General features: G+C 54.7%; 25 protein-coding genes and 1 pseudogene. 11 read left to right on the top strand and 15 right to left on the bottom strand.

What is annotated here, in order from left to right:
• Positions 1–69: 69 nt before the first annotated feature.
• The 5 genes from mtnC to aroC all read right to left on the bottom strand — a co-directional run bounded on the left by mtnC (position 70) and on the right by aroC (position 4,251).
• Positions 70–753, bottom strand: a complete 684-nt coding sequence (gene mtnC, locus RGW60_RS04445; RefSeq protein ID WP_322202515.1) for an acireductone synthase — start codon at positions 751–753, stop codon at positions 70–72.
• A 16-nt stretch (positions 754–769) separates the two neighbouring features.
• The gene (locus RGW60_RS04440) at positions 770–1,315 is read right to left on the bottom strand and encodes an acireductone dioxygenase (RefSeq protein ID WP_322202512.1); all 546 of its coding nucleotides are present in this window, start codon (positions 1,313–1,315) and stop codon (positions 770–772) included.
• Positions 1,312–1,941, bottom strand: a complete 630-nt coding sequence (locus tag RGW60_RS04435; protein WP_322202511.1) for a methylthioribulose 1-phosphate dehydratase — start codon at positions 1,939–1,941, stop codon at positions 1,312–1,314. The genes RGW60_RS04440 and RGW60_RS04435 overlap by 4 nt, the downstream gene beginning before the upstream one ends.
• The gene (locus RGW60_RS04430) at positions 1,938–3,077 is read right to left on the bottom strand and encodes an MFS transporter (RefSeq protein ID WP_407074035.1); all 1,140 of its coding nucleotides are present in this window, start codon (positions 3,075–3,077) and stop codon (positions 1,938–1,940) included. The genes RGW60_RS04435 and RGW60_RS04430 overlap by 4 nt, the downstream gene beginning before the upstream one ends.
• A gap of 82 nt (positions 3,078–3,159) precedes the next feature.
• Complete coding sequence (gene aroC / locus RGW60_RS04425) at positions 3,160–4,251, bottom strand: chorismate synthase (RefSeq protein WP_322202509.1); 1,092 nt, start codon at positions 4,249–4,251, stop codon at positions 3,160–3,162.
• A gap of 140 nt (positions 4,252–4,391) precedes the next feature.
• On the opposite strand from aroC, the gene RGW60_RS04420 reads away from it, so the two are divergent.
• Together RGW60_RS04420 and RGW60_RS04415 are read left to right on the top strand one after the other, a co-directional pair.
• Positions 4,392–5,387, top strand: coding sequence for an alpha/beta hydrolase (locus RGW60_RS04420; protein WP_322202507.1), 996 nt, complete (start codon positions 4,392–4,394; stop codon positions 5,385–5,387).
• Positions 5,388–5,516: 129 nt separating this feature from the next.
• Positions 5,517–6,314 (top strand): hypothetical protein, encoded by a 798-nt coding sequence (locus tag RGW60_RS04415; RefSeq protein WP_322202505.1) that lies wholly within the window; start codon positions 5,517–5,519, stop codon positions 6,312–6,314.
• A 136-nt stretch (positions 6,315–6,450) separates the two neighbouring features.
• Here the strand turns inward: RGW60_RS04415 and prmB are convergent, their stop codons facing one another.
• Complete coding sequence (prmB, locus tag RGW60_RS04410) at positions 6,451–7,359, bottom strand: 50S ribosomal protein L3 N(5)-glutamine methyltransferase (RefSeq protein WP_322202504.1); 909 nt, start codon at positions 7,357–7,359, stop codon at positions 6,451–6,453.
• A 268-nt stretch (positions 7,360–7,627) separates the two neighbouring features.
• Here prmB and RGW60_RS04405 point away from each other — a divergent pair, with 268 nt between their 5' ends.
• From RGW60_RS04405 to RGW60_RS04395, 3 genes are all read left to right on the top strand, one after another.
• Positions 7,628–8,218 (top strand): cysteine hydrolase family protein, encoded by a 591-nt coding sequence (locus tag RGW60_RS04405; protein ID WP_322202502.1) that lies wholly within the window; start codon positions 7,628–7,630, stop codon positions 8,216–8,218.
• A 169-nt stretch (positions 8,219–8,387) separates the two neighbouring features.
• Entirely contained in the window at positions 8,388–8,708 is a 321-nt protein-coding gene (locus RGW60_RS04400) for a hypothetical protein (protein ID WP_322202500.1), read from the top strand.
• Between the two features lie 107 nt (positions 8,709–8,815).
• Positions 8,816–9,373 carry a Smr/MutS family protein gene (locus RGW60_RS04395; protein ID WP_322202498.1) on the top strand — a complete coding sequence of 186 codons (558 nt, stop codon included), beginning with the start codon at positions 8,816–8,818 and terminating at the stop codon, positions 9,371–9,373.
• A 76-nt stretch (positions 9,374–9,449) separates the two neighbouring features.
• On the opposite strand, the gene RGW60_RS04390 is transcribed toward RGW60_RS04395, so the two are convergent.
• Positions 9,450–9,575: a hypothetical protein gene (locus RGW60_RS04390; protein ID WP_322202496.1), complete on the bottom strand. Its 126-nt coding sequence runs from the start codon at positions 9,573–9,575 to the stop codon at positions 9,450–9,452.
• A gap of 228 nt (positions 9,576–9,803) precedes the next feature.
• Here RGW60_RS04390 and folE point away from each other — a divergent pair, with 228 nt between their 5' ends.
• Together folE and RGW60_RS04380 are read left to right on the top strand one after the other, a co-directional pair.
• On the top strand, positions 9,804–10,349 hold the full coding sequence (folE, locus tag RGW60_RS04385) for a GTP cyclohydrolase I FolE (RefSeq protein WP_322202494.1): 546 nt from the start codon (positions 9,804–9,806) through the stop codon (positions 10,347–10,349).
• Between the two features lie 88 nt (positions 10,350–10,437).
• Positions 10,438–10,803 carry a glutathione S-transferase N-terminal domain-containing protein gene (locus RGW60_RS04380; RefSeq protein ID WP_322202492.1) on the top strand — a complete coding sequence of 122 codons (366 nt, stop codon included), beginning with the start codon at positions 10,438–10,440 and terminating at the stop codon, positions 10,801–10,803.
• A 155-nt stretch (positions 10,804–10,958) separates the two neighbouring features.
• On the opposite strand, the gene RGW60_RS04375 is transcribed toward RGW60_RS04380, so the two are convergent.
• Both RGW60_RS04375 and RGW60_RS04370 read right to left on the bottom strand, forming a co-directional pair.
• Entirely contained in the window at positions 10,959–11,348 is a 390-nt protein-coding gene (locus tag RGW60_RS04375; RefSeq protein WP_322202490.1) for a lysozyme inhibitor LprI family protein, read from the bottom strand.
• A 25-nt stretch (positions 11,349–11,373) separates the two neighbouring features.
• Positions 11,374–11,976, bottom strand: coding sequence for a glutathione S-transferase family protein (locus RGW60_RS04370; protein WP_322202488.1), 603 nt, complete (start codon positions 11,974–11,976; stop codon positions 11,374–11,376).
• 246 nt (positions 11,977–12,222) lie between these two features.
• Between RGW60_RS04370 and RGW60_RS04365 the strand changes: the two genes are divergently transcribed.
• Positions 12,223–13,416: a benzoate/H(+) symporter BenE family transporter gene (locus RGW60_RS04365; protein WP_322202486.1), complete on the top strand. Its 1,194-nt coding sequence runs from the start codon at positions 12,223–12,225 to the stop codon at positions 13,414–13,416.
• Positions 13,417–13,582: 166 nt separating this feature from the next.
• Here the strand turns inward: RGW60_RS04365 and RGW60_RS23705 are convergent, their stop codons facing one another.
• The 3 genes and pseudogenes from RGW60_RS23705 to RGW60_RS04355 all read right to left on the bottom strand — a co-directional run bounded on the left by RGW60_RS23705 (position 13,583) and on the right by RGW60_RS04355 (position 16,694).
• Positions 13,583–14,446 carry a methyl-accepting chemotaxis protein gene (locus RGW60_RS23705; protein ID WP_416194842.1) on the bottom strand — a complete coding sequence of 288 codons (864 nt, stop codon included), beginning with the start codon at positions 14,444–14,446 and terminating at the stop codon, positions 13,583–13,585.
• Positions 14,441–14,668 (bottom strand): annotated as a pseudogene (locus tag RGW60_RS23700) (HAMP domain-containing protein); the annotation flags it as partial. The gene RGW60_RS23705 and the pseudogene RGW60_RS23700, both read right to left, overlap by 6 nt.
• Positions 14,669–15,743: 1,075 nt before the next feature.
• Positions 15,744–16,694, bottom strand: a complete 951-nt coding sequence (locus RGW60_RS04355; RefSeq protein WP_322202482.1) for an LD-carboxypeptidase — start codon at positions 16,692–16,694, stop codon at positions 15,744–15,746.
• A 179-nt stretch (positions 16,695–16,873) separates the two neighbouring features.
• Between RGW60_RS04355 and RGW60_RS04350 the strand changes: the two genes are divergently transcribed.
• The gene (locus tag RGW60_RS04350; protein WP_322202480.1) at positions 16,874–18,091 is read left to right on the top strand and encodes an alanine--glyoxylate aminotransferase family protein; all 1,218 of its coding nucleotides are present in this window, start codon (positions 16,874–16,876) and stop codon (positions 18,089–18,091) included.
• 41 nt (positions 18,092–18,132) lie between these two features.
• Here the strand turns inward: RGW60_RS04350 and RGW60_RS04345 are convergent, their stop codons facing one another.
• Positions 18,133–19,590 (bottom strand): mechanosensitive ion channel family protein, encoded by a 1,458-nt coding sequence (locus tag RGW60_RS04345; protein WP_322202478.1) that lies wholly within the window; start codon positions 19,588–19,590, stop codon positions 18,133–18,135.
• 196 nt (positions 19,591–19,786) lie between these two features.
• Positions 19,787–20,548 (bottom strand): SDR family oxidoreductase, encoded by a 762-nt coding sequence (locus RGW60_RS04340; RefSeq protein ID WP_322202476.1) that lies wholly within the window; start codon positions 20,546–20,548, stop codon positions 19,787–19,789.
• A gap of 237 nt (positions 20,549–20,785) precedes the next feature.
• On the opposite strand from RGW60_RS04340, the gene RGW60_RS04335 reads away from it, so the two are divergent.
• Positions 20,786–21,790 (top strand): NADP-dependent oxidoreductase, encoded by a 1,005-nt coding sequence (locus RGW60_RS04335; RefSeq protein ID WP_322202474.1) that lies wholly within the window; start codon positions 20,786–20,788, stop codon positions 21,788–21,790.
• 129 nt (positions 21,791–21,919) lie between these two features.
• Here RGW60_RS04335 and pyrF read toward each other — a convergent pair whose 3' ends face one another.
• A complete protein-coding gene (gene pyrF / locus RGW60_RS04330; RefSeq protein ID WP_322202472.1) occupies positions 21,920–22,618 on the bottom strand; it encodes an orotidine-5'-phosphate decarboxylase in 699 nt (232 codons plus the stop codon).
• 178 nt (positions 22,619–22,796) lie between these two features.
• Here pyrF and RGW60_RS04325 point away from each other — a divergent pair, with 178 nt between their 5' ends.
• A complete protein-coding gene (locus RGW60_RS04325) occupies positions 22,797–22,964 on the top strand; it encodes a DUF2897 family protein (protein WP_322202471.1) in 168 nt (55 codons plus the stop codon).
• The last annotated feature ends 39 nt before the right edge of the window (positions 22,965–23,003 follow it).

The raw sequence follows: 23,003 nt of genomic DNA, 5'->3' as shown, positions 1-23,003 counted from the left end.
AGAAACTTCCTACGAGATAAAAACGCACAACCTACAATTACCGCCCACCCGGAGGGAGGGCGATAGGCTTCAGAATCCGCTTAGATCAATCACAGCAAAGCTGCCAACATTTGCATGCCCGATCAACTCACCACTGCCACGCACAAGGCCACAGGTGGCCATGCCCGCCTGCTGCGCAGCGTCCAGCTCTTCGACGATATCGGAAAGAAACAGAATCTCCTCGGCTGGGTTGCCAATCGCTGCGGTGATGTTTCGGTACGATTCAGGCTCGCGCTTGGGGCCTGATGTCGTATCGAAGTAGCCACTGAACAATCGAGATAAGTCACCCGCCTCTGAACACCCAAAAATTAGCTGCTGAGCCTGAATTGAGCCTGAAGAATAGACATACAACGCATAACCTTCCTGATGCCAGCGCTTTAATGCTTCAACAGCATCTGGATAAACATGGCCCTTAAGTTGTCCCGCCCGATAGCCCCGCTCCCAAACCATACCTTGCAGAGCTTTGAGCGGTGTTGCTTTGCGGTCGTCAGCGATCCACTCCAGGAGGATTTCGATCACCTGTTCAACGTCTGCGCCGGGCTTGGCGCTTTGATCACGCACCGCCTGCAATTGCAACGCCACGGCCGGCTGAGTAGCTTCTTGACGGACAAATTCAGGAAGGTGCTTGGCGGCATAAGGAAACAACACATCAAACACGAAACTGACCGCGCTGGTGGTGCCCTCAATGTCCGTCAGGACAACTTTAATCGGCATTCGAACTCCGGCTCTATCAATCTTCAAGACGAGGAAATTGGCTGGCAATCTGATCGCCCGTGAACTTCGCGACCCAACCTTCTGGGTTATTAAATAAGCGAATCGCAACAAAATGCGGGTGTTCGCCCATGTCGAACCAATGCCGCGTGCCCGCGGGCACCGTGATCAGGTCATTTTTTTCGCACAGCACTGCGTACACATAATCCTCTATGTGCAGTGTGAATAATCCGCGACCGGCAACGAAGAAACGCACTTCGTCTTCGCCGTGCTGATGTTCATCGAGAAATTTGGCACGCAATTCAACTTTTTGTGGATGGTCGCGATCAAGACTGATTACATCCACGGTGACGTAACCGCGCTCAGTCATGAGCCTATCGATTTGCACTTGATAGGCCGCTATCACCTCTTCCTGAGAGGCACCTGGGGTAATAGGAGCCGACGCTTGCCAGCGATCAAAACCGACCCCGTGCTCGGCCAAGGTTGAGGCAATATCTTCTACATGGGTCAACACCTTGTTCGGAAAACAAGGACTAGAAACGTGATAAACGGACAGGCTGCTCACAGCGGCAACTCCTTGACATTGAGTACTGAGCGGATTTTTAGCTCGCACTCGAACAAAAATTCAAACGCTTCGATCTGGCGCAACGCATCACTCATCTGCGCCCCCCAGGTGTAAAGGCCATGGCCGCGAATCAGATAGCCTGGACAATTGATGTGAGCGTCCAGCCAAGGCTGCACCTTCTCCGCTAGCCGGGCAATGTCTTGATCATTGTCGAAAATAGGCACGACAACCTGGGATTCATGGCTCGCCACTCCGGCAAACGCTTTTTGCAGTTCGTAGTTTTCAAACATCAAATGATCACCCGGCGTCAGGCGCGACAGCACGGTCGCATTGACCGAATGGGTGTGCAACACCGCGCCTATCTGTGGGCGACAGCGGTAGAGCTGGGTGTGAAGCAGTGTCTCGGCCGAAGGTTTTTTCCCCGGTTCAAGACTGTTGCCGGACAAGTCAGTGACCAATATGTCGTCAGGCATTAGCTGCCCTTTATGCTTTCCCGATGCCGTCAACAATGCGGTGGTCGCCGATAAGCGCGTCGAGTAATTACTGCTGGTGGCCGGAGACCAACCACGGCTGTATAGGAAGCGCCCGGCTTCGATAATCTGTTGGGCGAGTTGTTCGCGAGTCATGCCCTGTCCTCTTTCATTCGTGTCGCAATCATGACGGCAGCGGCCAACGCTGCAAGGCTGGCAATACTGAAGGTCCAGTTTGGCCCCAACACGGTCCAGCTATAACCGGAATACAAAGCCCCCAATGCACCGCCTGTCCCAGACAACGCGGCATACAGGGCCTGACCTTGCCCTTGTTGTTGAGGGCCAAAACTGCGCTGCACAAAATGGATAGCCGCCGCGTGAAAGCTGCCGAAGGTCGCAGCGTGAAGCGCCTGGGCAACAATCAATATTGGCAAGTATTCGGCGAAACTGCCCAACAATATCCAGCGCAACGCAGCCAGGAGAAAACTGGCAAGCAACACCTGCCGGACCGAAAACCGCCGCAAAATTCGGCTCATCGACAAAAACATCAAAACCTCAGCGACTACACCCAAGGCCCATAGCAACCCAATGACGCCGCGACTGTAGCCCAAGTGTTCGAGGTGCAGCGTCAAAAAAGTGTAGTAAGGGCCATGGCTTAGCTGCATCAGCGCTACGCAGCCAAAAAAAGCCAGCACGCCGGGCCGACCGAGCTGCTTCAAAAACCCTCCAGCTTCTGGCCGCTGCGCCGAGAACAGCGGTTGCGCATTTGGTACCCACGCGCTGCTAACGACAATTCCAGCCATGATTAACAGCAGTGCTTGCGGGTAGGCATCCAGACTCGACCACTCAAACAAGCGGCCTAAAGCGACGACGGTGAGAATGAACCCTATAGAACCCCACAATCGAACCTGGCTGTAGCGCGACGTTTGCCCATGCAGATGCGCCAATGTAATGACTTCGAACTGCGGTAACACGGCGTGCCAGAAGAAAGCTTGCAGCGCCATGACCATCGCCAGCCAAGCATAACTTTTGTCGAACAGAATCAAGGAAAAGGACAGCAAAGTGCAGATTGCCCCAAGCCGCACGATGGCCAGACGGCGTCCGGTGTAATCCCCCAGCCAACCCCAAATATTGGGGGCGATGCAGCGCATCAGCATGGGGATTGCCACCAGTTCACCGATGCGCGCGCTGGAAAAACCAAGATGGTCGAAGTACAACGCCAGAAAAGGGGCGGTCGATCCAAGCAGCGCAAAGTAGAACAGATAGAAACTGGACAACCGCCAATAAGGGATCGGACCGGGAGTCAGCGCTGCCGAGCCCTTTAGAAGCGCTACCACAACTAAAGCGCCGTGGCACCTGCGCCGTCATCAGGCATTACAGTTGACCCAAAATGGGCGTCGAGACCCGCACATCAGCGTTCTGACCTCGATTACGCAACAGGTGATCCATCAAAACGAGGGCCATCATTGCTTCGGCAATGGGCGTGGCACGAATGCCAACGCACGGATCATGGCGACCTTTGGTAATGACGTCCGCCGCATTGCCATTCACGTCGATGGAGTGCCCTGGCGTGGTGATACTGGACGTCGGCTTGAGTGCAAGATGAGCAACGATAGGCTGCCCAGACGAAATACCGCCTAAAATACCGCCGGAATTGTTCGACAGGAAACCATCGGGTGTCAGTTCATCACGGTGTTCGGTGCCGCGCTGGGCAACGCTGGCGAAACCGGCGCCAATTTCAACGCCCTTGACCGCATTTATGCTCATTAGCGCATGAGCCAGTTCAGCATCCAGACGGTCAAAAATCGGCTCGCCGAGGCCCGGCTTGACGCCCTCGGCCACGACAGTGATTTTCGCTCCGACTGAATCCTGATCTCGGCGCAATTGATCCATGTAAGCCTCAAGTTCTCGCACTTTCTCCGGGTCAGGACAGAAAAATGCGTTTTGCTCCACCGATTCCCAGGTTTTGAAAGGGATTTCGATTGGCCCCAACTGGCTCATGTAACCGCGAATTTGAATACCTTGGGTGGCCAGATACTTCTTGGCAATGGCGCCGGCAGCCACACGCATGGCGGTTTCGCGGGCAGAACTACGTCCGCCTCCACGATAATCACGTACCCCATATTTGTGGTGGTAGGTGTAGTCGGCGTGGGCGGGGCGGAACACGTCCTGAATCGCCGAATAGTCTTTGGACTTCTGATCGGTGTTGCGAATCAACAGGCCAATTGGGGTGCCCGTGGTCTTGCCTTCGAACACCCCCGACAGAATCTCGACCTCATCGGCTTCCTGGCGCTGGGTGGTGTGGCGACTGGTGCCAGGCTTGCGGCGGTCAAGGTCACGTTGAAGGTCGTGCGACGACAGTTCTAGCCCCGGCGGGCAGCCGTCAACAATTGCAACCAATGCTGGACCATGGCTTTCGCCGGCAGTGGTGACAGTGAACAGCTTGCCGTAGGTGTTGCCGGACATGCAGGACGCTCCGCAGAAAAACATCAAAATAACAAGTGCGCCAGTATACGCAGGCTGCCTGCGTAGTTCATCCTTCTGGCACCGAACCTTATACATAAGGACGCGTCCAATCGGCACTCTTACTGAACGTGGCCCTCTAGATGTTACGAGTCATCGCTGTTACCCGTCTTATCACCTTGATTATTCCATTGCTCAGTGGATTTGTTCAGGCCGCTCCCGCTCCGACCGTTGCACCGACCGTTATATTGCAACGCCCCATCAGTCTCGATACCGGGACCGGCGAACTGTTTGGCACCTTGGTACTGCCCAAGTCGGACGCGCCGGTACCGGTAGTGTTGATGATTTCCGGCTCCGGACCCACTGATCGCGACGGCAATAATACCGATGGCGGGCGCAACGACAGCATGGAGCGGCTGGCAAAGATTCTCGCCAGGCACAACATTGCCAGCGTGCGCTACGACAAACGAGGTGTAGCGGCGAGCAAGGCAGCAACGCCCGATGAGCGTAATTTAAGTATCGAAGCCTATGTGGCCGACGCCGTAGCCTGGAGCCAAAAACTCAAAGCTGACTCGCGCCTGGGGCCGTTGATCTTGATGGGGCACAGCGAAGGGGCACTGGTCGCTTCCCTTGCCGCGCAAAAAGCTGGCGCCGCCGCCGTGATTTCTATCGCCGGTACCGGACGCCCGGTGGATGAGGTGGTGCGAGAACAGTTGCATTACCGGTTGCCACCCGCATTACTGCTACGCAGCAACCAACTCATTGAATCGTTAAAAGCAGGGCGCACCGACGATAACGTGCCGCCAGCATTGGAGGTGGTGTTCCGCCCCAGCGTGCAGCCGTATTTGATTTCATTGTTTCATCAGGACCCGGCCAAAGCGTTCGGCAAGCTGCAAGTGCCAGCGCTGATCATTCAAGGTAGCCATGACATTCAAGTCGGTGTGGGTGATGCTGAACGGCTGCATACAGCTAAACCAGATGCCGAGTTGGCAGTTATTGACGGCATGAATCACGTGATGCGTATTGTGCCCAATGACCTTAAGCAACAACTGGCCTCCTACAAAGACCCACAGCTACCTCTCGCCAGCGAGCTTTCAGCGCGTATTCTGCATTTTATTGGCTCGCTCCCCGCCGGCTAACGACTTGATAGTGTCTGCATCAGCCCAACCATCAAATGGGTAGCACCCTACAGTCTTGGACCAAGCAGCCGATAGCAGGTGGCTGACACGGAGATTGCTGCCTGGTGCCTGAAACGCAGGATTGCTGATATGACCGATACTCAAGACTCAACCGACACCGACACCGACACGCCAGCCACTGAGCCCGAACCGGCCCTTTTACCCTGGGCGGAGGTCCAGCCAGACCTGTTTCAAATGCTGCGTCTGGCGCCCCTCCCTACTCACCGCATTACTGGCATACGTCCTCTGCGCTTTGTGCAGTTTGGACGGGTGGAACGCCACAGCAAGGAAATCAGCTTACTTCGCCTGAATATTCAATTGCCCGGGCAACGGGTACGCAAAGAACAAAATCACTTGGACGTGTGGGTCGATCACCTCACTCACCGCATCCGGTACGTCCCCGAGTCAGGATTGCAGATCGAACCCTGGAACCGCGGAATCGGTCGATACATGGCGGCATACGCCACGTCTTGGGCTCGAAAAAGATGGTCGCACTACACCGTCAATGGCATTGCGCTTGCCAGCAAAGATGCCCTTAACGACGATACACGCCTGCGCCGAGACAGCTTTCTTAAAGCGTTAGGCTTTGAAGTCGCATACGCTGATGCTCAGCACCTGAAAGGCACCATTAAAGAGGTGCTGATGGGGCAATTGCACAGCACCTGGAACAACGACAAACTCCAGATATTAGAGATTATCGATGCCGCCAACATGCTCGAACAGGCAGAAATAAATCTGCAAGAGCAAGACCTGAAAATGCGTCAGCAGGAAGCGACTTTGACCCGGTTCAAACGTGAAGACACCGGTTTGCGGTTCACGATTGCCTGCCTGGTAACCTTTGCAGTGTTCCAGGCGGCGTTGCTGATCTGGATTGCAACACACCGCTGACCCGGGATGTAATTGTACGGACTCGCCCAAGCCCAGGCGACCCTGCGCCAAGGTGGCCTGTTCAGAAACCAACGACAGCGAGGATCTCTACCCAATTACAGGTAGAGTTTTCCACTGTGGTATCAACGCTGCGTCATCACACTCGAGAAGCGAACAACGCTTGGTGCTCACGGCATTGCTCGGCCGTGAGCATGAATACCCCATGTCCACCTCGCTCGAAATCCAGCCACGCAAAATCAACTTCCGGGTACAGCGACTCGACGTGAATCTGGCTATTGCCCACTTCAATGATTAACAAGCCTTTTTCGGTCAAGTGTTCTGCCGCCTGGCTCAGCACGCGTCGCACCAGATTCAGACCGTCATCGCCACACGCCAGTGCCAACTCCGGCTCATGTTGATACTCGTCAGGCATGTCAGCGAAGTCTTCAGCGTCGACATAGGGTGGGTTGGAAACAATGAGATCAAAGCGCTGCCCCGGCAGGCCATCGAACCCGTCGCCCTGCACGGTGTAGACACGATCATCGACGCCATGACGCTCAATATTCTGGTTGGCCACTTCCAATGCTTCGTAGGACAAGTCAGCCAGCACCACCTCTGCGTCAGGAAACTCGAACGCACAGGCAATACCGATACACCCCGAGCCCGTACACAAGTCGAGAATTCTCGTCGGCGCATTTGCCAACCACGGTTCGAAACGTTTTTCAATTTGCTCGCCAATCGGCGAACGCGGAATCAGCACCCGATCGTCGACAATGAACGATAACCCGCAAAAAAGTGCTTCGCCCAACAGATAGGCGGTCGGAATTCGGTCTGTAATGCGGCGCTTGAGCAAGCGTTGCAAATTGACCAGTTCATCGTCTTCAAGCCGACAATCCAGGTAGCTGTCCGCAATTTCCCACGGCAGATGCAACGCACCCAATACCAATTGACGGGCTTCGTCCCAGGCATTATCGGTGCCATGACCGAAAAATAGATTTTCTCCATGAAAACGGCTGACAGCCCAACGGATGTGGTCGCGCAGGGTGCGCAGGCGGGACGTAATCACAGACAAGACTCCTTAAAAAACGACGGGGGATTCTAACAGCCATGAGCACAACAAACGATGCCTGCAACCGGCGTTGGCAAGCGAAAACACGCGTTCGTTTGGCGTAGGTCTTTTACGATTCATCTTAATTTTCTTGGCAATTTGCCATCTTCCATCAACCATAAAATGCCTCGCAGGCCAATAACCACGGTACTTGTGAGTATTGCCATTCACAGAACCGCTCAGCCAGAGGAGAATGTCGCAAAAGCCCCACCTGAAGGAGCCCCAGATGTCCGATCCAAAAACGATGTTTCAACTCAGTGGCCGTGGATATGCACCGGCGAATCTGAGTCATGCCACGCTGATTATTATTGATGCACAGAAAGAGTACATGAGTGGCCCTCTGGCCCTGACCGGCGTGAACGAAGCGGTCGCCAATATCTGTAAATTGGTCGTTGCTGCCCGTGCCGCTAATCGGCCTATCGTGCATATCCGCCATTTGGGTACGGTAGGCGGCTTGTTCGATCCGCAGGGTGAACGCGGCGAAATGCTCCCGCAACTCTTGCCTCAAGGTGAAGAACATCTTGTTGAAAAGCGCCTGCCTAATGCCTTCAATGGCACAGGGTTGGATGATTTGCTGCAAAGCCTTGGGCACCTCGACCTGATCGTGTGCGGCTTCATGAGTCATTCAAGCATCAGCACCACGGTGCGCGCCGCCAAAGACTACGGCTATCGTTGCACGCTGGTTGAAGATGCCTGCGCTACCCGCAACCTGCCAAGCAAACAGGGGGTCATCAGCGCTGAGGTCGTCCACCAAACCGAAATGGCGATCATGGCCGATAACTTTGCCACGCTTGCTTTGACCGCAGAGTTGATCTAAGCCGTAACTTAATTCGTCAGCATGGGCGTGGCCAGCACCAGCTCGAACACCGCCGCGCCATAAACCGCTCATCCATTGATCAATTGCATTTGCCGTTGAACGCCCCTAATCGGGAACCATGCGATCATAAAATGGTCAGAGCGCCGATACTCTGAGAGGAAAAGTCGGAATGAAAATATCCGATGGTTTCGATGCTCGTCGCCTTCGCCCCAAAGGTTCAGGTAATTGGCTGATGCGCTTGGGCGCTGTATTTGCTGCGCTGCTGGCAACATGCGGGGTATTGCTGATTTTGGCGGGTATCGCGAGTTTAATTGGTCACCCGCCCGCATTGGGAGACCTTAACGCCAGCCCGCTTGGCGCCTTATTGGTCGTTGTCGCCGGCGTATTTGTGTTGTATGTGGCTGTTTGGTTGTGGCGCCGCTGCCGCCGCCGTCTGCGCCGGACCGGTTCACTGAACATGTCCCCGCACTTGATGAAGAAGCACGATTAAACCCATAGCGTTTAGCCTGCAGCACAAGCGAGGCTCGGTAAAAATTTTTTTGTCACGCAGGGTGCGCCGTGACTTGGGTAAACTAGTCCTCCCGCGCGGAGGCTCACATGCAAGACGACGACTTTTCCCTGTTTAAGAATGAGATCCGTGGCGTAAAGCCGATAAAGCAAGTCCATGCAGATATTGGCAAACCCAAGGCGGACCGCAAACACCTCGCCAAATTGCGCCAAGCTGCAACCGTTCGTACCGACTCGGTAACAGTTGACGGTTTGTCAGACCAGTTTGTGATCGATGTAGGCCCCGAAGATGAACTCAACTGGTCGCGAGACGGGGTCCAAGAAGGCCAAATGCGAAAGCTCAAGCTTGGCCAAATCAGTTTCGAGGGCAGCTTGGACTTGCACGGCATGACAGTGGAGGTCGCACGCGAAACCTTGTGGGAATTCTTGGCAGAGGCCACCAAACTGGAAATCCGCTGTGTGCGGGTAACCCACGGCAAATCGGTTCGACTCGATGGTAAAAGGCCGCTGATCAAAAGCCACGTCAATACGTGGTTACGTCAACACGCCCAGGTGCTCGGTTTCTGCTCTTGCTTGGCGAAGCATGGGGGCGCGGGGGCGGTTTATGTCGTTCTCAAGCGCACCATGATGGAAGGCCGTGACGAGTAGCTCCTCTGGTCACGGCCTTCCAAGTGCTGGCTGGATCGTATCTATCTGACCTTCAACATTCTGGCCCGGCCGGAGATCAGTAACGGCGACCGTCGGCGTACCGGTGATCATGCCAGTGACCATCATGCCAAGGCCCGAAGAAACAGCCGGACATCGATGAAAATACGGCTACCAAAATCGCAACTTTTACGAGTCGACTCATTTCATTCACTCTCTTAACGGCAGGTTTTTGTTACCTGATAATTCAGACAGCGTATTCGAGAATATGATGAGGCGACGACTGTAAAGGTTGGGTAAAGTTATGAATTAACTGCGATTAATGCCACTTCAGTGGAGCCGAAGCTTGGCTTCCAAGCCGCAGCGATACACCTGCCCGCTTGCGTACGCTACTATGTCGGCCATCATTGAATCCACACGGAAACACCGCCCTGTGACATTGGAACAGAATTACACCGCGATTTTGGGTCAATTGGGTGAGGACGTCTCTCGCGAAGGATTGATCGATACACCCAAGCGTGCAGCCAAGGCCATGAAGTACCTGTGCCGCGGATATGAACAAACCCTTGAAGAAGTCACCAATGGTGCTCTTTTTAGCTCTGACGCCAGTGAAATGGTCCTGGTCAAAGACATTGAGTTGTATTCATTGTGTGAACACCATTTGCTGCCTTTTATCGGCAAAGCTCACGTCGCCTACATCCCCAACGGCAAAGTGCTCGGCTTGTCTAAAGTCGCCCGTATCGTTGACATGTATGCGCGCCGATTACAAATCCAAGAGAATCTAAGCCGCCAGGTGGCCGAAGCGATCTATCAGGTCACGGGGGCATTGGGTGTAGCCGTAGTGATTGAAGCAAAGCACATGTGCATGATGATGCGCGGCGTCGAAAAGCAAAACTCATCAATGATAACGTCCGTGATGCTGGGCGAGTTTCGTGAAAATGCGGCCACTCGCAGCGAATTTCTTAGTCTTATCAAATGACTGTCTTCAAACATAGCAAGACTACAATCCTGCATACCTGAACGACTTGCTTTCCGTTTTTATCCCTATATGAGGCTTCACCGTGTTCATGAAGGCTTTGAGGGTTGGCTTGGGCCAGCTCGTCCTGTTAATCGATTTTGTCACTCGTCCGAGCAAAAAACAGCGTACTCCGGCTGCTCAAGCTTCTGTCGACCAATCCGCGCAACACCTGATCTTGTATCAGTTCCACGCCTGCCCCTTCTGTGTAAAAACACGCCGCGCACTGCGCAGTCTGAATGTGCCCGTGGCATTGCGTGATGCGAAGAACAACGAAATGGACCGTCAAACGCTTCTCGCCGAAGGCGGCAAGATCAAAGTGCCGTGCCTGCGAATCGAAGAAAACGGTCAGATTGTTTGGATGTACGAATCCAAAGTGATCATCAACTACCTGCAACAGCGCTTTGCGGCTGTCTAACTGAGCAGCGCAATAACGTCGCAGGAGCCGAAGGCTGCTGTTCAACAGAGGACAGTCGCCTTCGAACAACGCTGAAAGCTAAGCAGTGTCGCCCTTACCGCAGCCTTCTGCCCCTACTACAGGTCTTACGTGTGCAGACAACGCGGCACCGACGGTTAGTCAGGGCATCCAGCCTGTCGACAGGCTCCATACGCTTTCAACTGTTCCACCCGCTGCAGGGTCAGAGCAGCCATGCACTGCGCATGCAGCAGTGGCCAGATCGAGCCCGAGTCCTCGGGCTTGCCGACTTGGTATAAACAATCGGCCTCACGAAAAGCAATCCACTTTATCTGAGCGTTTTTCAGCGCCAGTTTGCGTGCCGGGGTTTTCAGATAAGCCATCTGCGCCTGGTACTGCCGATTCAAATCTGCATCAGCATTGGCCAAGTCTCGGCCAGCACAGGCATTCATGGCCGTCTGATTGGCCTCACAGTCGTCGGCCAGCGCGGTTGGCACGTTCGCCAAGCCGATGCCCAACGTCATAACAATCGTCATCAGATAACGCATGGTAATTACTCCTTCAGCATCAACATCAGTCCAACATTCCAACATAGCCCGGCTGCTGCGCTACCCGTGCGAGCCAGTGCCGGACTGCCGGATACACTTCAAGGTCAAAGCCACCTTGATTGGCAACGTGGGTATACGCATAAAGTGCAACGTCAGCGATGGAGAACGAATCGCCTACTAAAAATAGCGTACGGGCAAGTTGCTGCTCCATGACCGCCAGGGCGCGATAGCCAGCTTTCTGCAGGGTGCGGTATTCCTCCATGCGCTCTTGCGGCAGCCCTAAGTAGAACTGAATAAACCGGGCGACCGCGATGTACGGTTCATGGCTGTACTGTTCAAAAAACTGCCATTGCAAAACCTGAGTGCGCAAGCGTGGCTCGCTGGGCAAGTAGCGGCTGCCATCGGCAAGAAAATTCAGGATCGCGTTGGATTCCCACAAATACGTGCCGTCTCCCAATTCCAGCACTGGAATCTTGCCATTAGGGTTCATCGCCAGAAACGCCGGCGTCTCGGTTTCACCGCCAAGGATATCCACCGCCACCCATCGGTATTCGATCCGCAAAAGGTTGAGCATTAATTTGATCTTGTAGCAATTGCCTGAGTTGTAATCGCCATAAACCGTATACATACACCACTCCCCGCAATGCGCCTTTAATAACCCCTACCGCACGCTTTAACCAAAACGTGCTGCATGATTCAAACAGGGTGCGAGTATATCGCGCCAGGTTCGCTTTCAAGCAGATGGCTGTAACTACGTCGTTATCGTCGGTTTTTTTTGACTGTACGGCTCATTGTGAGCCTCGCTGTATCGCAGCATCCGTTGCTGACCAGGTTTAGGCTTGCGCTACGCCGAACAATGTTAAGGAATACCCGTATGACCGATGTCACTAGCCCCGTTCGCCTGCGGCCGTTTGCCGACAGCTCACCCTCTGCGGTAGTCGCCGGGTTCATCGCCATGATGACCGGCTGCACCAGTTCATTGGTGCTGATGTTTCAAGCGGGTCAAGCAGCCGGTTTAACCAGTGCGCAAATTTCATCCTGGATCTGGGCATTGTTCATTGGTATGGCGCTTTGCAGCATCGGCCTGTCGTTGCGTTACCGCACGCCGATCACGGTGGCATGGTCGACACCGGGTGCAGCGCTGTTGATCACCAGCCTTGGAGGAGTGTCCTACGGCGAGGCGATCGGGGCGTTCATCACCTGTGCCGTGCTGGTGACATTGTGCGGCATTACCGGCAGTTTCGAGCGCATGGTAAAGCGTATACCTGCCTCGCTGGCAGCAGCGTTGCTGGCAGGGATTCTGTTTAAGATCGGCAGTGAAATATTTATCGCGGCGCAACACCGAACCGGCTTGGTGCTGAGCATGTTCTTCTGCTATTTACTGATAAAGCGTGGGTCGCCGCGCTATGCGGTACTCGCCGCGTTAGTCGTGGGCACGGCCGTGTCTGGCGTGCTCGGGTTACTGGATTTCAGCGGGTTTTCACTGGAAGTGGCAACGCCGATTTGGACTACGCCATCGTTCTCGCTAGCGGCGACTATTAGCATTGGCATCCCGTTGTTTGTAGTGGCAATGACGTCGCAAAACATGCCGGGAATAGCGGTATTGCGGGCCGACGGTTATATGGTTCCGGCTTCACCGCTAATTTCAGCGACCGGTCTGGCTTCGTTGTTGTTGGCGCCATTTGGCTCTCATGGCATAAACCTGGCGGCCATCAGCGCAGCGATCTGCACCGGTCCGCACGCCCACGAAGACCGCGACAAGCGATACACCGCTGCGGTCTGGTGTGGAATTTTTTACGGGATTGCTGGGGTGTTTGGCGCAACACTGGCCGCGTTATTTGCTGCACTGCCCAAAGAGTTAGTGCTGTCGATTGCTGCGCTGGCGTTGTTTGGCTCAATCATCAACGGCCTGACCATCGCCATGAACGAACCTAAAGAACGTGAAGCCGCGCTGGTCACTTTTATGGTCACTGCGTCAGGCTTGACGTTATTTTCCATTGGCTCGGCATTTTGGGGAATTGTGGCTGGGGTGCTGACCTTGATGATTTTGAATAGCCGTAAAGGCTGAAATCTGTAGAGGCTGCCCAAAGCTGCGATTCAATTAAGGCCGGCCACTGCCGCAATACCGCTCAGGATTTGGTGACCAAATTTAGCCTTCGGCAGCGCCTAAACATCTTGCGCCGCCAATGCAAAATGACTGCGCTGGAAACCGGGCGGCATATCCCGACAGATCCTCAAAGCCGGAAGTGACCCACCATTCCTTTAAGCTCGGTACCTAACTGCGCCAGCTCAATGCTAGATGCTGCGTTGCCCTGCATGGCCATAGCCGATTGATCAGCACTGGCGCGGATACTGGTAACGCTGCGATTGATCTCTTCGGCAACTGAACTTTGCTGCTCGGCCGCTGCGGCGATTTGCTGGTTCATTTGCTGTATCAATGACACCGCTGCGGCGATGCTGCCCAAAGCACTCTCGGTTTCTAGAGCGTCGCTGACCGCCATTTTCACCAATTCACCGCTGCTCTGAATCTGTGCAACAGAAGACTGCGCTCCACTCTGGAGACTGACGACCAAGCGTTCGATTTCTTCGGTAGATTGCTGCGTGCGCTTGGCCAGCGCTCGGACCTCGTCAGCGACTACGGCAAAACCACGTCCCTGCTCTCCGGCGCGAGCAGCTTCGATGGCCGCGTTAAGCGCCAGCAAATTGGTTTGCTCGGCCACACTTTTGATCACCCCAAGCACTTTGCCAATGTTATGAATCTCGGCACTGAGGTTCTCGATGCTTTGGCTGGCAGAGGTAGAAGAAACAGCAAGCGCCTCGATCCGCTGCATGCTTTGACGAACCACTTTCTGACCACTTTCGACCTTGTCGTCAGCGGTTTGCGCGGCTAGCGCGGCTTCTTCGGCGTTGCGCGCCACATCGTGAACGGTGGCGGTCATTTGGTTCATGGCGGTGGCGACTTGCTCGGTCTCTTCGCGCTGGCTATTGACCTCCAGGTTGGTTTGCTCGGTCACCGCAGACAGCGAATGGGCGGACGTTGCCAGTTGCTCGATCCCAGCCTGCAAGCCACTGACGATACCGCTCAGACTCGCGCCCATTTGCTGCATGGCTAGCATCAGTTGGCCAATCTCATCACGACGACTCACCGCGACTGTCGCGCTCAGATCGCCCGAAGCAATCTGCTGAGCGGCACGAATCACGCTGCGTAACGGCGCCACGATCAACCGCGTGATGATCCACGCAGCAATGAATCCCACCAATAACGCCAGTACCGACGAGCCAATGATCTGAATGGAGTTGGTTTTAAGTTGGGTTTGCATCGCCAGATCTTGGGCCGCATAAGCCTCGTTCACCCGCTGTACAACCTGCTTGGCGTTGTCGGCCAACTGCGCATTTACTTGTGCTTCATTGGCAAGCAAACCAGTGTATTCGTTTAATTTGTCAGTGAAGTTCGCAATATGCGTGGCGCACTCAGTGAGGACGGTCAAATAGCCCGAATCCTTGACCACGCCTTTTAACTGCTCGGCCAAGACCAATGCCTGGTCTGCCTGTTCGATCTTGCCTTCTTTAGGCGGTTCGCCAGAGCCCTGTTTGCGGCTTTGATTGAGGCGCACTCGGGCCTCATCCATAGCTTGGAGCATTAGCCGCGAAACCTGGCTGACCTGATTGGCTTGTTCAATGAATTCAGATCCATCCTTGCCTTGCGACTGTTTCAACGCGTAGGCGCCGTCATCGGCCAAACCACTTTGCAGAACATCGAGGTTATTAGCCACGCTGGAAACCGACCAGCTGGCCATTTCAAGTGCCAAGTCTTTGCTTTGGCTGATGCTGACGAATTGATCAAAGGATTTACGGTAAGCCGTAAGCGCGGTCTGTACTTGGCCCATCACGGTTTTGTTGTCATCCGACTGAGCTTTAAGTTGCTCAGCCAATGCGTTCAGAGCGTCGATGCCTGCGTGAAGGCTTTCGACCAATTTTGGGTCGCCGTGCAGCGCATAATCCTGTTCCTGCAAACGTACTTTTAGCAGCCCGCTGTTTAGGGTGGACATCTGCTTGAGGCCATCGAAACGCACGCTGATGGTCTGCAGCGACCAAACACCAATGGCAGCAACCAAGGCGGTCAACAACAGAACTAGCGTAAAACCAATCCCCAGCTTCTTCGCCATTCCGAGATTAGCAAATCGTGCTTGCACGGCCGAAATCATAGCGCTCAATTCCCATTTGAATGTCAAAGGTGCTCAGGCTATGAATCAAGCCATTCTATGCATGTGCAGATTCTCAATGGGATCGTCCTAGCACAAGCCTCTGGCGCCGGAATAATGGCAAAAAGCTAGCCGTCCGTCGTTTTTAGAATGCTGTGTGTCGGCCATGCATTGAAGTATTGCGTGATGGTGCTCAGTAGCACGCAGGCGAAACCCACAGGGTGCCTGCATCGGCATCCAGCGTAGCGTAAGTACCTAGCGGCACCGCGATGTTCGGATCACCATGACCGATGGACAGCCCGCCCAGTACTGGAATTCCAAGGTCACACAATCGCTCGCGCAGCACATCCGCCAGGGTGACTTGGCCAGATATTCCCAGCGGTTCACTGAACTGTCCCACCGCGATACCCGCCACCCGTTGCAGGATGCCGCAATTGCGCAAATGGGTGAGCAATCGATCAACCCGGTAGGCCGATTCACCCACGTCCTCAAGTAGCAGGATCGCGCCATTCAAATCAGGCATGAACGGCGTACCCACCGACGTGCTCAGCAAGCTCAAATTGCCACCGAGCAATAGTCCATTAACGCTACCTTCTCTGCGAACCCCTGCCGTGGACTCCTTCGGGTCGGTCTGGATCAGCGTCGGTTCGGTGGTCATCAGTGTGTGCTTGACGCTGCTGTTGGTCAGACCTCCCCGCTCAAGCTGAACCCCTACCGGACCATGAATCGTCGCCAAGCGTGCGTTACACCAAAGGGCTGCATGCAGCGCGGTGATGTCAGAAAAACCCAGCACCAGTTTCGGGTCACGCCGAACCGCGTCAAAATCGAGGTGTTCGATAATGCGCTGTACGCCATAACCACCACGGTTACAGATCACCGCGCGAATCTCAGGATCGGCTAACGCGTCGTTTAGGTCTGCCGCACGCTGCTCATCGCTGCCCGCGTAAAACGAATACTTATCCAGCGCATGAGGGTAAACGCGGGGCTGCAGGCCCCAACTCATCAACACGTTGACTGCCGCTTCCACTCGGGCTTGGGCCACAGGCCCTGCGGGCGAAACCAGCGCAACGGCGTCGCCGACCTGCAGCCGCTGTGGGTGAAGTGTCGGTTGATCAGTGCGTAGTCGAGTGTGATGAAAATCCATGATTTCTCACTGCCCCCAGATTTCGATGAGGCAGTTAACCACAAAACTGCCCGGCTGTTCCCCTCCAAAGCCATGCGCGGCATGAACGGAAGGCTCAGTTGGAGTATGCTCAGCCACGTCTGAAACAGCGCTCCGCTGACTGAGTAGCGCCCCTATTTTTTCGCTCAATAAAGAACGTCATGAACATTAAAATTCCGTCTTCTATCATTGCGCTCGACCAAATTCTGCCTCAGGAACCCCTATTGATGATGGGTGCCGGACCTGTGCCGCTGCCGCACAAAGTCGCGTACGCCAACTCAATCGTCATCAATCACCTGGGCGACGTCATGAACCGGGTCGTAGATCAGGTCAAGGACATGGGCGCCTACGTGTTCCAAACGGCGTCCAAGCATGTATTGGGCGTAGCCGGACCGGGCTCGGCAGCGATGGAGATGGCGATATGTAATTTGGTGACGCCGGGCAGCAAGGTGCTGTCGATCACCAATGGCTACTTCAGCCGACGCATGGCCGAGATGTCCTCCCGCGTCGGGGGAATTGTGACCGTGCTGGAAGTACCGGACAACCAGGCGGCCAATCCTGAAATCGTTGAGCAGTATCTGAAACAGGGCGATTTCCGCACGCTGACCATCGTTCAGGGCGAAACCTCAAACACGGTTTATAACCGCGAGTTGGAAACCATCTCCCGGCTGGCGCATTCCTACGATTGCGCAGTGATTGTCGATGCGGTCTGTACGCTGAGCACGATGCCGTTCGACATGGACGAATGGCAAGTCGATGCAGTGATCACCGGTGGTCAAAAGGGCTTGTCGTCAATTCCCGGCGTCTCGCTGCTGGCGTTTTCCGACTTCGCATGGGAACGCATCGAAGCGCGCAAGCAACCTATCGCTCATTGGTGCCTGGACGCGATCTTGGCTGATAAGTTCTGGAACAAGCGTTCGTACCACTACACCGCCCCGGTTTCCGGGATTCTGGCGCTGCACGAAGCACTGCACCTGGTCTGTGAAGAAACCCTGCCGCGCCGGTTCCGTCGCCATGAGCTGTGTTCGAAAGCGCTGCAAGCGGGCATGCAAGCTATGGGACTCGAACTCTTGGTGCCCGAAGAAGTACGTCTTAATTCAGTGATCGGAATCAAAGTACCGGACGGGGTTTCTGCGGACGTCGTCAGAGACCATATGACTGCGGTTCACCGAGTCGAAATTTCTGGATCGTTTGGCTTAAACATCGTGCGTATCGGCCAGATGGGAGAGCAAAGCCGGGTGCATAACTTGTTTCGAACGCTGCACGCCTTGGGCTCAAGCATGCGCCATGCCGGTGCATCACTGGATCTGCCAACCGGTATTTCTGAACTGGAACGCTACTTGTCACGCGACAGCGTGACGGCAGCAGCGGCCAACTGAAACCTCTGCCCCCCTAATCGGCGCGTCAAACCGACCGTCTGTTAAGGGGGTGGCTGCGTCCGGTTCACGCTTTTACGCAACCAATGCAAGAAACCGCCTGGCGCCATTTCAACGGGCTTGTATTGCTGCAACATCGCAGCCCTGGCCTGGGCGCGAAAACGCGCCAGACCAACCAACGCGCCTCGCAGCTCAGGATGTTCATCTAACCAGGGTTCAAGGTCTTTAGCGTCAAGGTGATAAACCAAGCAATCGGTACGGGCAGTGAAACGCACCACCGACGCAGATTGGTCGATAATTCCGCTCTCGCCTATTAACTCCCCCGGTCCCATTCGGCCTAACTCGCACCAGCCTTCCGTGCGTTCGATGTCCACCGATACCACCCCTGACTCGATGATCAAAAGCGACTCGGGCACCGCACCTTGAGGGAGAATGATCGCCCCCGCTGGAAACGAACTTATACGCATGTGTCGTTCAAGCTCAGCACGATCTTCTTCGCTGAGTCCTCTCAGTGCGCTGACGCTGTTGAGTGCCGCCAATTGACGAGTTGCTGCCTGCAGCTGTGTTCTATTTTGACGGATGGTTTCAGATGCGTTCAGTTGACGGTATATCAAGTCATACAGCTGATTACGCACCGCACCACGGCGATCCCTGGATTTAACGTAGCCCGTTACCTCATATTCAACGCTACGCAAACCAGACGTTTTAACCACAGCACTGCCTTTGGGCTTGACCAGCAACTCCCGGCAACCCTGGATAGCTTTATCCAGAGAATCCAGCACCAAACTCGGGCGCAAGCGCACCGGCAATTCGATGGTCAGCACTACCGAATGAAAATGATCCGGGCGGCTGAGGTTTGCGATGCGCATCTTGGCCGCCATGGCATTGGGAATAACCACCGTGCTGCCTTCAGAGGTCAGCAGGTAGGTCGAGCGCCAGTCAATTTCGATGACCTTACCTTCGACGCCGTCGACACTGATCACATCGTCAACGCGAAACGGTTTGGTGGCGTTGAGCACAATGCCAGAGAACACATCACCCAGCGTACTCTGCACAGCCAGACCTAAGATAATTGCCACCGCCCCCGACGTGGCGAGCAAGCCCCTGACCGGTAGATCAAGGACGTAAGCCGCTGCGGCAACGATCGCGACCAAAAAAATGATGGCACCCATCAGATCCTGAAGTAGATGCCCCTTGCCCCCGATGCGTGGCTCTAATATGACCACCGCCAAAGCGGTCAGAGCCCGCGCGCCAAACAACCACCAAGTGATGGCCAGCAAGGTCGCCAACGTGTTTCGCGCCGGGGTAAATCCATCGGGGACTGGAAATAACGGGCTCAAACCGCCGTTAAGCAAGGCCACACTGAACAAGAGAAAAAGCGCCAGCCGCACCACCATTTTGCGGCGCATAAAACGAGGCGCAACCCATTGCCATACGATTAAGTCGATCACTAAAAACAGCGAAGCGCTCGCCAACGGATAAGCGAACCACAAGGAATCCATCTACACCCCCAGACACATCGGCAGCCCTAAGCAGCGAGCTTAGCCGATCACAGTCCAGAGCGGCACCCAGTACGGTAGGGCCATTGCCATCGTCGGCAAGCCGACTCCGGTAGCATCTCGATCCGACATTAAATATCGGATGGACACAGATACTGTGGAGCACACTTGCCCGCAAAAAATCTCCTTGCGTAGAAGATCAAATCGCCGTCACACCACCGTCGACGGCCAATGCGTGCCCAGTAATGAAACTGGCACCGTCGCTGCAGAGGTAAAGCACCGCGCTTGCGATTTCATCGACCGTACCAATGCGCCCAACAGGATGCATAACGGCAACAAACTCGGCTTTTTTCGGATCAGCCTCATGAGCACGGCGATACATGTCGGTATCGATCACTGCCGGACAGACTGCATTGACGCGGATTTTCTTTTTCGCGAATTCGATCGCGGCAGACTTTGTCAGGCCAATTACAGCGTGCTTGGAGGCGCTGTAAATACTCATTTTCGGCGCGGCTCCCAAGCCAGCTACTGAAGCCGTATTAACAATCGACCCACCGCCTTGAGCCATCATCAGCGGTAATTGATATTTCATGCACAGCCATACGCCTTTTACGTTAACGCCCATGATCGCGTCGAATTCAGCTTCGCTGCCCTCTGGCAAACGACCTTTTTCTATCTCGATACCAGCGTTATTGAACGCATAATCCACACGACCGTAAGCACTGACAGCCTGCTCCATCATATTTTTTACATCGGCTTCTTGAGTCACGTTACAACGGACAAATAGCGCCTCGCCATGTGCTGCGTGGATCAACTCGACGGTGCCTAGCGCGCCCTCGCTGTCCAGATCCGCCACTACTACCTTTAAGCCCTCGGCAGCAAACGCCAGCGCAGTAGCGCGACCGATGCCAGCGGCAGCCCCAGTGACCAAAGCCACTTGACCGGAAAAATTCATCGTCATGTCTGTCTCCTTCGATTCATTTCGATGGATCAGTCTAGCCAGCGCCGAATGACCTATGTCAGCACTATTACCGCCCCGGTTAGAGACTTATGCATCCAAGTGATTAAGCCCGTGGTGACTTCATCACCGAGGTAGATTGAAGCGCATTCGCCAGACTCACAAACCTTGCCGGAATCCCGGCCAACGACTATCACGTACGCTGCTTGACCTACCTCCCATTACACAAGAGCGCGTGCCATGACTGATCAGATTAATCGTCAATTTTTGCTAGCTAAACGCCCAAGCGGTGCTGTAACGCGGGAGGATTTCATTTATCAACAAGTGCCTGTGGGCGACATCGCTGCCGGTCAAGTTTTGGTAAAAAATGAATATTTGTCGTTGGACCCCGCTATGCGTGGCTGGATGAACGAAGGTAAGTCCTACATCGCACCGGTCAACCTGGGCGACGTGATGCGCGCGCTGGGAGTGGGTAAAGTTCTCGCCTCGCAGAACCCGGGATTTGCCGTCGGTGATTACGTCCAAGGCGCGTTGGGTGTGCAGGATTACTTTCTTGGAGAGCCTAAAGGTTTCTACAAGATCGACCCAAAACTAGCGCCGCTGCCACGCTATCTATCAGCACTGGGCATGACCGGCATGACTGCTTACTTTGCCCTGCTCGACGTCGGCGCGCCTAAAAGCGGCGAAACCGTGGTGATCTCCGGCGCCGCAGGAGCGGTAGGGAGCGTTGCTGGACAAATCGCCAAAATCAAGGGGTGCAGGGTAATCGGCATCGCGGGCGGCAAAGAAAAATGTCAGTCCTTGATTGATGAATTAGGATTCGACGGAGTTATCGACTACAAAAGTGAAGACGTTATCGCGGGCTTGAAACGCGAGTGCCCTAAAGGCGTTGACGTCTATTTCGATAATGTTGGCGGTGACATCCTTGATGACGTGCTATCCCGTCTGGCGCCCAAGGCCCGCGTGATTATTTGCGGCGCTATCAGCCAGTACAACAACAAGGAAGCGATCAAAGGCCCGACGAACTATCTGTCGTTGTTGGTCAACCGAGCGCGCATGGAAGGTTTTGTAGTCATGGATTACGCGACCCAATTTGCCGCTGCCGGACAAGAGATGGCGGGTTGGTTGGCATCGGGCCAATTGAAAAGCAAAGAACACATTGTTGAGGGCCTGGAAACCTTTCCCGAAACCTTACTGAAGCTTTTCAATGGGGAAAATTTCGGCAAATTAGTGTTAAAGGTTTGATGGATAGGCGTCGGCGCTTGTTTTTCAAGAGCCGACGTTTTGGCGAGATTTAAACCAGATCCGTTAGATAAATCGCTTCGCAGACACGCTTGGCTGCCGCAAGAGCCGTGAACCTATTCTCGAGAATACTCACACCAAACTCACGACTATTTCAGCCAGCGTTTTGGCCGGATCGGCAGCCAAGCTGATCGGGCGACCGATGACGAGGTAGTCCGAGCCCGCGTCGAGTGCCTGGCGCGGTGTGAGTATTCGGCGTTGATCATCCAACGCGCTGCCCGCCGGACGAATACCAGGGGTCACCAGTTGCAGCGACGGGTAGGCGGCCTTCAATGCCTGGGCTTCCAATGCGGAACACACTAGACCATCCAGCCCGGCCTTTTGCGCCAGGGCGGCCAGACGCAACACTTGAACCTGCGGCTCAACGTCCAAGCCGATATCAGCCAAATCGGCACGGGTCATGCTGGTCAGAACGGTAACGCCAATCAGTAAAGGTTTCGGACCGCTACGCTGATCCAACACTTCACGGCACGCCTCCATCATGCGTAAACCGCCTGAACAATGAACATTGACCATCCACACTCCCATCTCCGCAGCGGCCTTGACCGCCATGGCCGTGGTGTTAGGAATGTCGTGGAATTTCAAGTCCAAAAACACCTCAAACCCCTTGTTGCGCAAGGTCTCTACTATGTCTGACGCGCAGCTGGTGAACAGCTCTTTACCCACTTTGACTCGGCAGAGCTTTGGGTCCAGTTGGTCCGCCAGTCTCAACGCGGCGTCGCGGGTTGGAAAATCCAGGGCGACAATGATAGGAGTCTGGCAGGCGGACATGAGTAGGCTCTCAGGCAAGTCGAAATGGGCGCGGCATTGTAGCTGAACTGGCTGGACAGAGGCACGCTGCAATCTGCCTAATCGACAACTCATTAACATGTTGGCCGAGGAACGCCTAGAATTGAACCACTAGCAGTGCAGAGTGTTCTATAAGCACAACAACACAAGGAGAGTTCTTATGCCGTGGTATGCGTGGTTAATTTTAGTCATCGCAATTGGCTCGGTCGTCGGCGGTTTGTTGATGTTGCGCGACACTGCGACAAAGGTCGATCTGTCTGAAGAACAGCGCAAACGCGTCCAGCAACGCAACGCGGAAATGGACGCTAAAGAAGCCAAGGATCGTTGACCAAGCCTCTATTGGTCAGCTCTAGAAGAGAAGATGCTC

It is taken from the genome of Pseudomonas sp. AB6 (genome assembly GCF_034314105.1).
Taxonomy (GTDB): Bacteria; Pseudomonadota; Gammaproteobacteria; order Pseudomonadales; family Pseudomonadaceae; genus Aquipseudomonas.
This window is presented reverse-complemented; position numbering and strand designations above follow the sequence as displayed.

Bases quoted from the DNA above. Each gene is read 5' to 3' on its own strand.
- RGW60_RS04435 (WP_322202511.1), bottom strand. From the start codon at position 1,941: ATGACTCGCGAACAACTCGCCCAACAGATTATCGAAGCCGGGCGCTTC.
- RGW60_RS04365 (WP_322202486.1), top strand. From the start codon at position 12,223: ATGACCGATGTCACTAGCCCCGTTCGCCTGCGGCCGTTTGCCGACAGC.
- RGW60_RS04420 (WP_322202507.1), top strand. From the start codon at position 4,392: ATGTTACGAGTCATCGCTGTTACCCGTCTTATCACCTTGATTATTCCA.
- RGW60_RS04395 (WP_322202498.1), top strand. From the start codon at position 8,816: ATGCAAGACGACGACTTTTCCCTGTTTAAGAATGAGATCCGTGGCGTA.
- RGW60_RS04340 (WP_322202476.1), bottom strand. From the start codon at position 20,548: ATGACGATGAATTTTTCCGGTCAAGTGGCTTTGGTCACTGGGGCTGCC.
- RGW60_RS04350 (WP_322202480.1), top strand. From the start codon at position 16,874: ATGAACATTAAAATTCCGTCTTCTATCATTGCGCTCGACCAAATTCTG.
- RGW60_RS04335 (WP_322202474.1), top strand. From the start codon at position 20,786: ATGACTGATCAGATTAATCGTCAATTTTTGCTAGCTAAACGCCCAAGC.
- RGW60_RS04375 (WP_322202490.1), bottom strand. From the start codon at position 11,348: ATGCGTTATCTGATGACGATTGTTATGACGTTGGGCATCGGCTTGGCG.
- RGW60_RS23705 (WP_416194842.1), bottom strand. From the start codon at position 14,446: ATGGGCGCGAGTCTGAGCGGTATCGTCAGTGGCTTGCAGGCTGGGATC.
- RGW60_RS04400 (WP_322202500.1), top strand. From the start codon at position 8,388: ATGAAAATATCCGATGGTTTCGATGCTCGTCGCCTTCGCCCCAAAGGT.
- mtnC (WP_322202515.1), bottom strand. From the start codon at position 753: ATGCCGATTAAAGTTGTCCTGACGGACATTGAGGGCACCACCAGCGCG.
- RGW60_RS04355 (WP_322202482.1), bottom strand. From the start codon at position 16,694: ATGGATTTTCATCACACTCGACTACGCACTGATCAACCGACACTTCAC.
- RGW60_RS04325 (WP_322202471.1), top strand. From the start codon at position 22,797: ATGCCGTGGTATGCGTGGTTAATTTTAGTCATCGCAATTGGCTCGGTC.
- RGW60_RS04405 (WP_322202502.1), top strand. From the start codon at position 7,628: ATGTCCGATCCAAAAACGATGTTTCAACTCAGTGGCCGTGGATATGCA.
- aroC (WP_322202509.1), bottom strand. From the start codon at position 4,251: ATGTCCGGCAACACCTACGGCAAGCTGTTCACTGTCACCACTGCCGGC.
- pyrF (WP_322202472.1), bottom strand. From the start codon at position 22,618: ATGTCCGCCTGCCAGACTCCTATCATTGTCGCCCTGGATTTTCCAACC.
- RGW60_RS04390 (WP_322202496.1), bottom strand. From the start codon at position 9,575: ATGAGTCGACTCGTAAAAGTTGCGATTTTGGTAGCCGTATTTTCATCG.
- RGW60_RS04380 (WP_322202492.1), top strand. From the start codon at position 10,438: ATGAAGGCTTTGAGGGTTGGCTTGGGCCAGCTCGTCCTGTTAATCGAT.
- RGW60_RS04345 (WP_322202478.1), bottom strand. From the start codon at position 19,590: ATGGATTCCTTGTGGTTCGCTTATCCGTTGGCGAGCGCTTCGCTGTTT.
- RGW60_RS04370 (WP_322202488.1), bottom strand. From the start codon at position 11,976: ATGTATACGGTTTATGGCGATTACAACTCAGGCAATTGCTACAAGATC.
- RGW60_RS04415 (WP_322202505.1), top strand. From the start codon at position 5,517: ATGACCGATACTCAAGACTCAACCGACACCGACACCGACACGCCAGCC.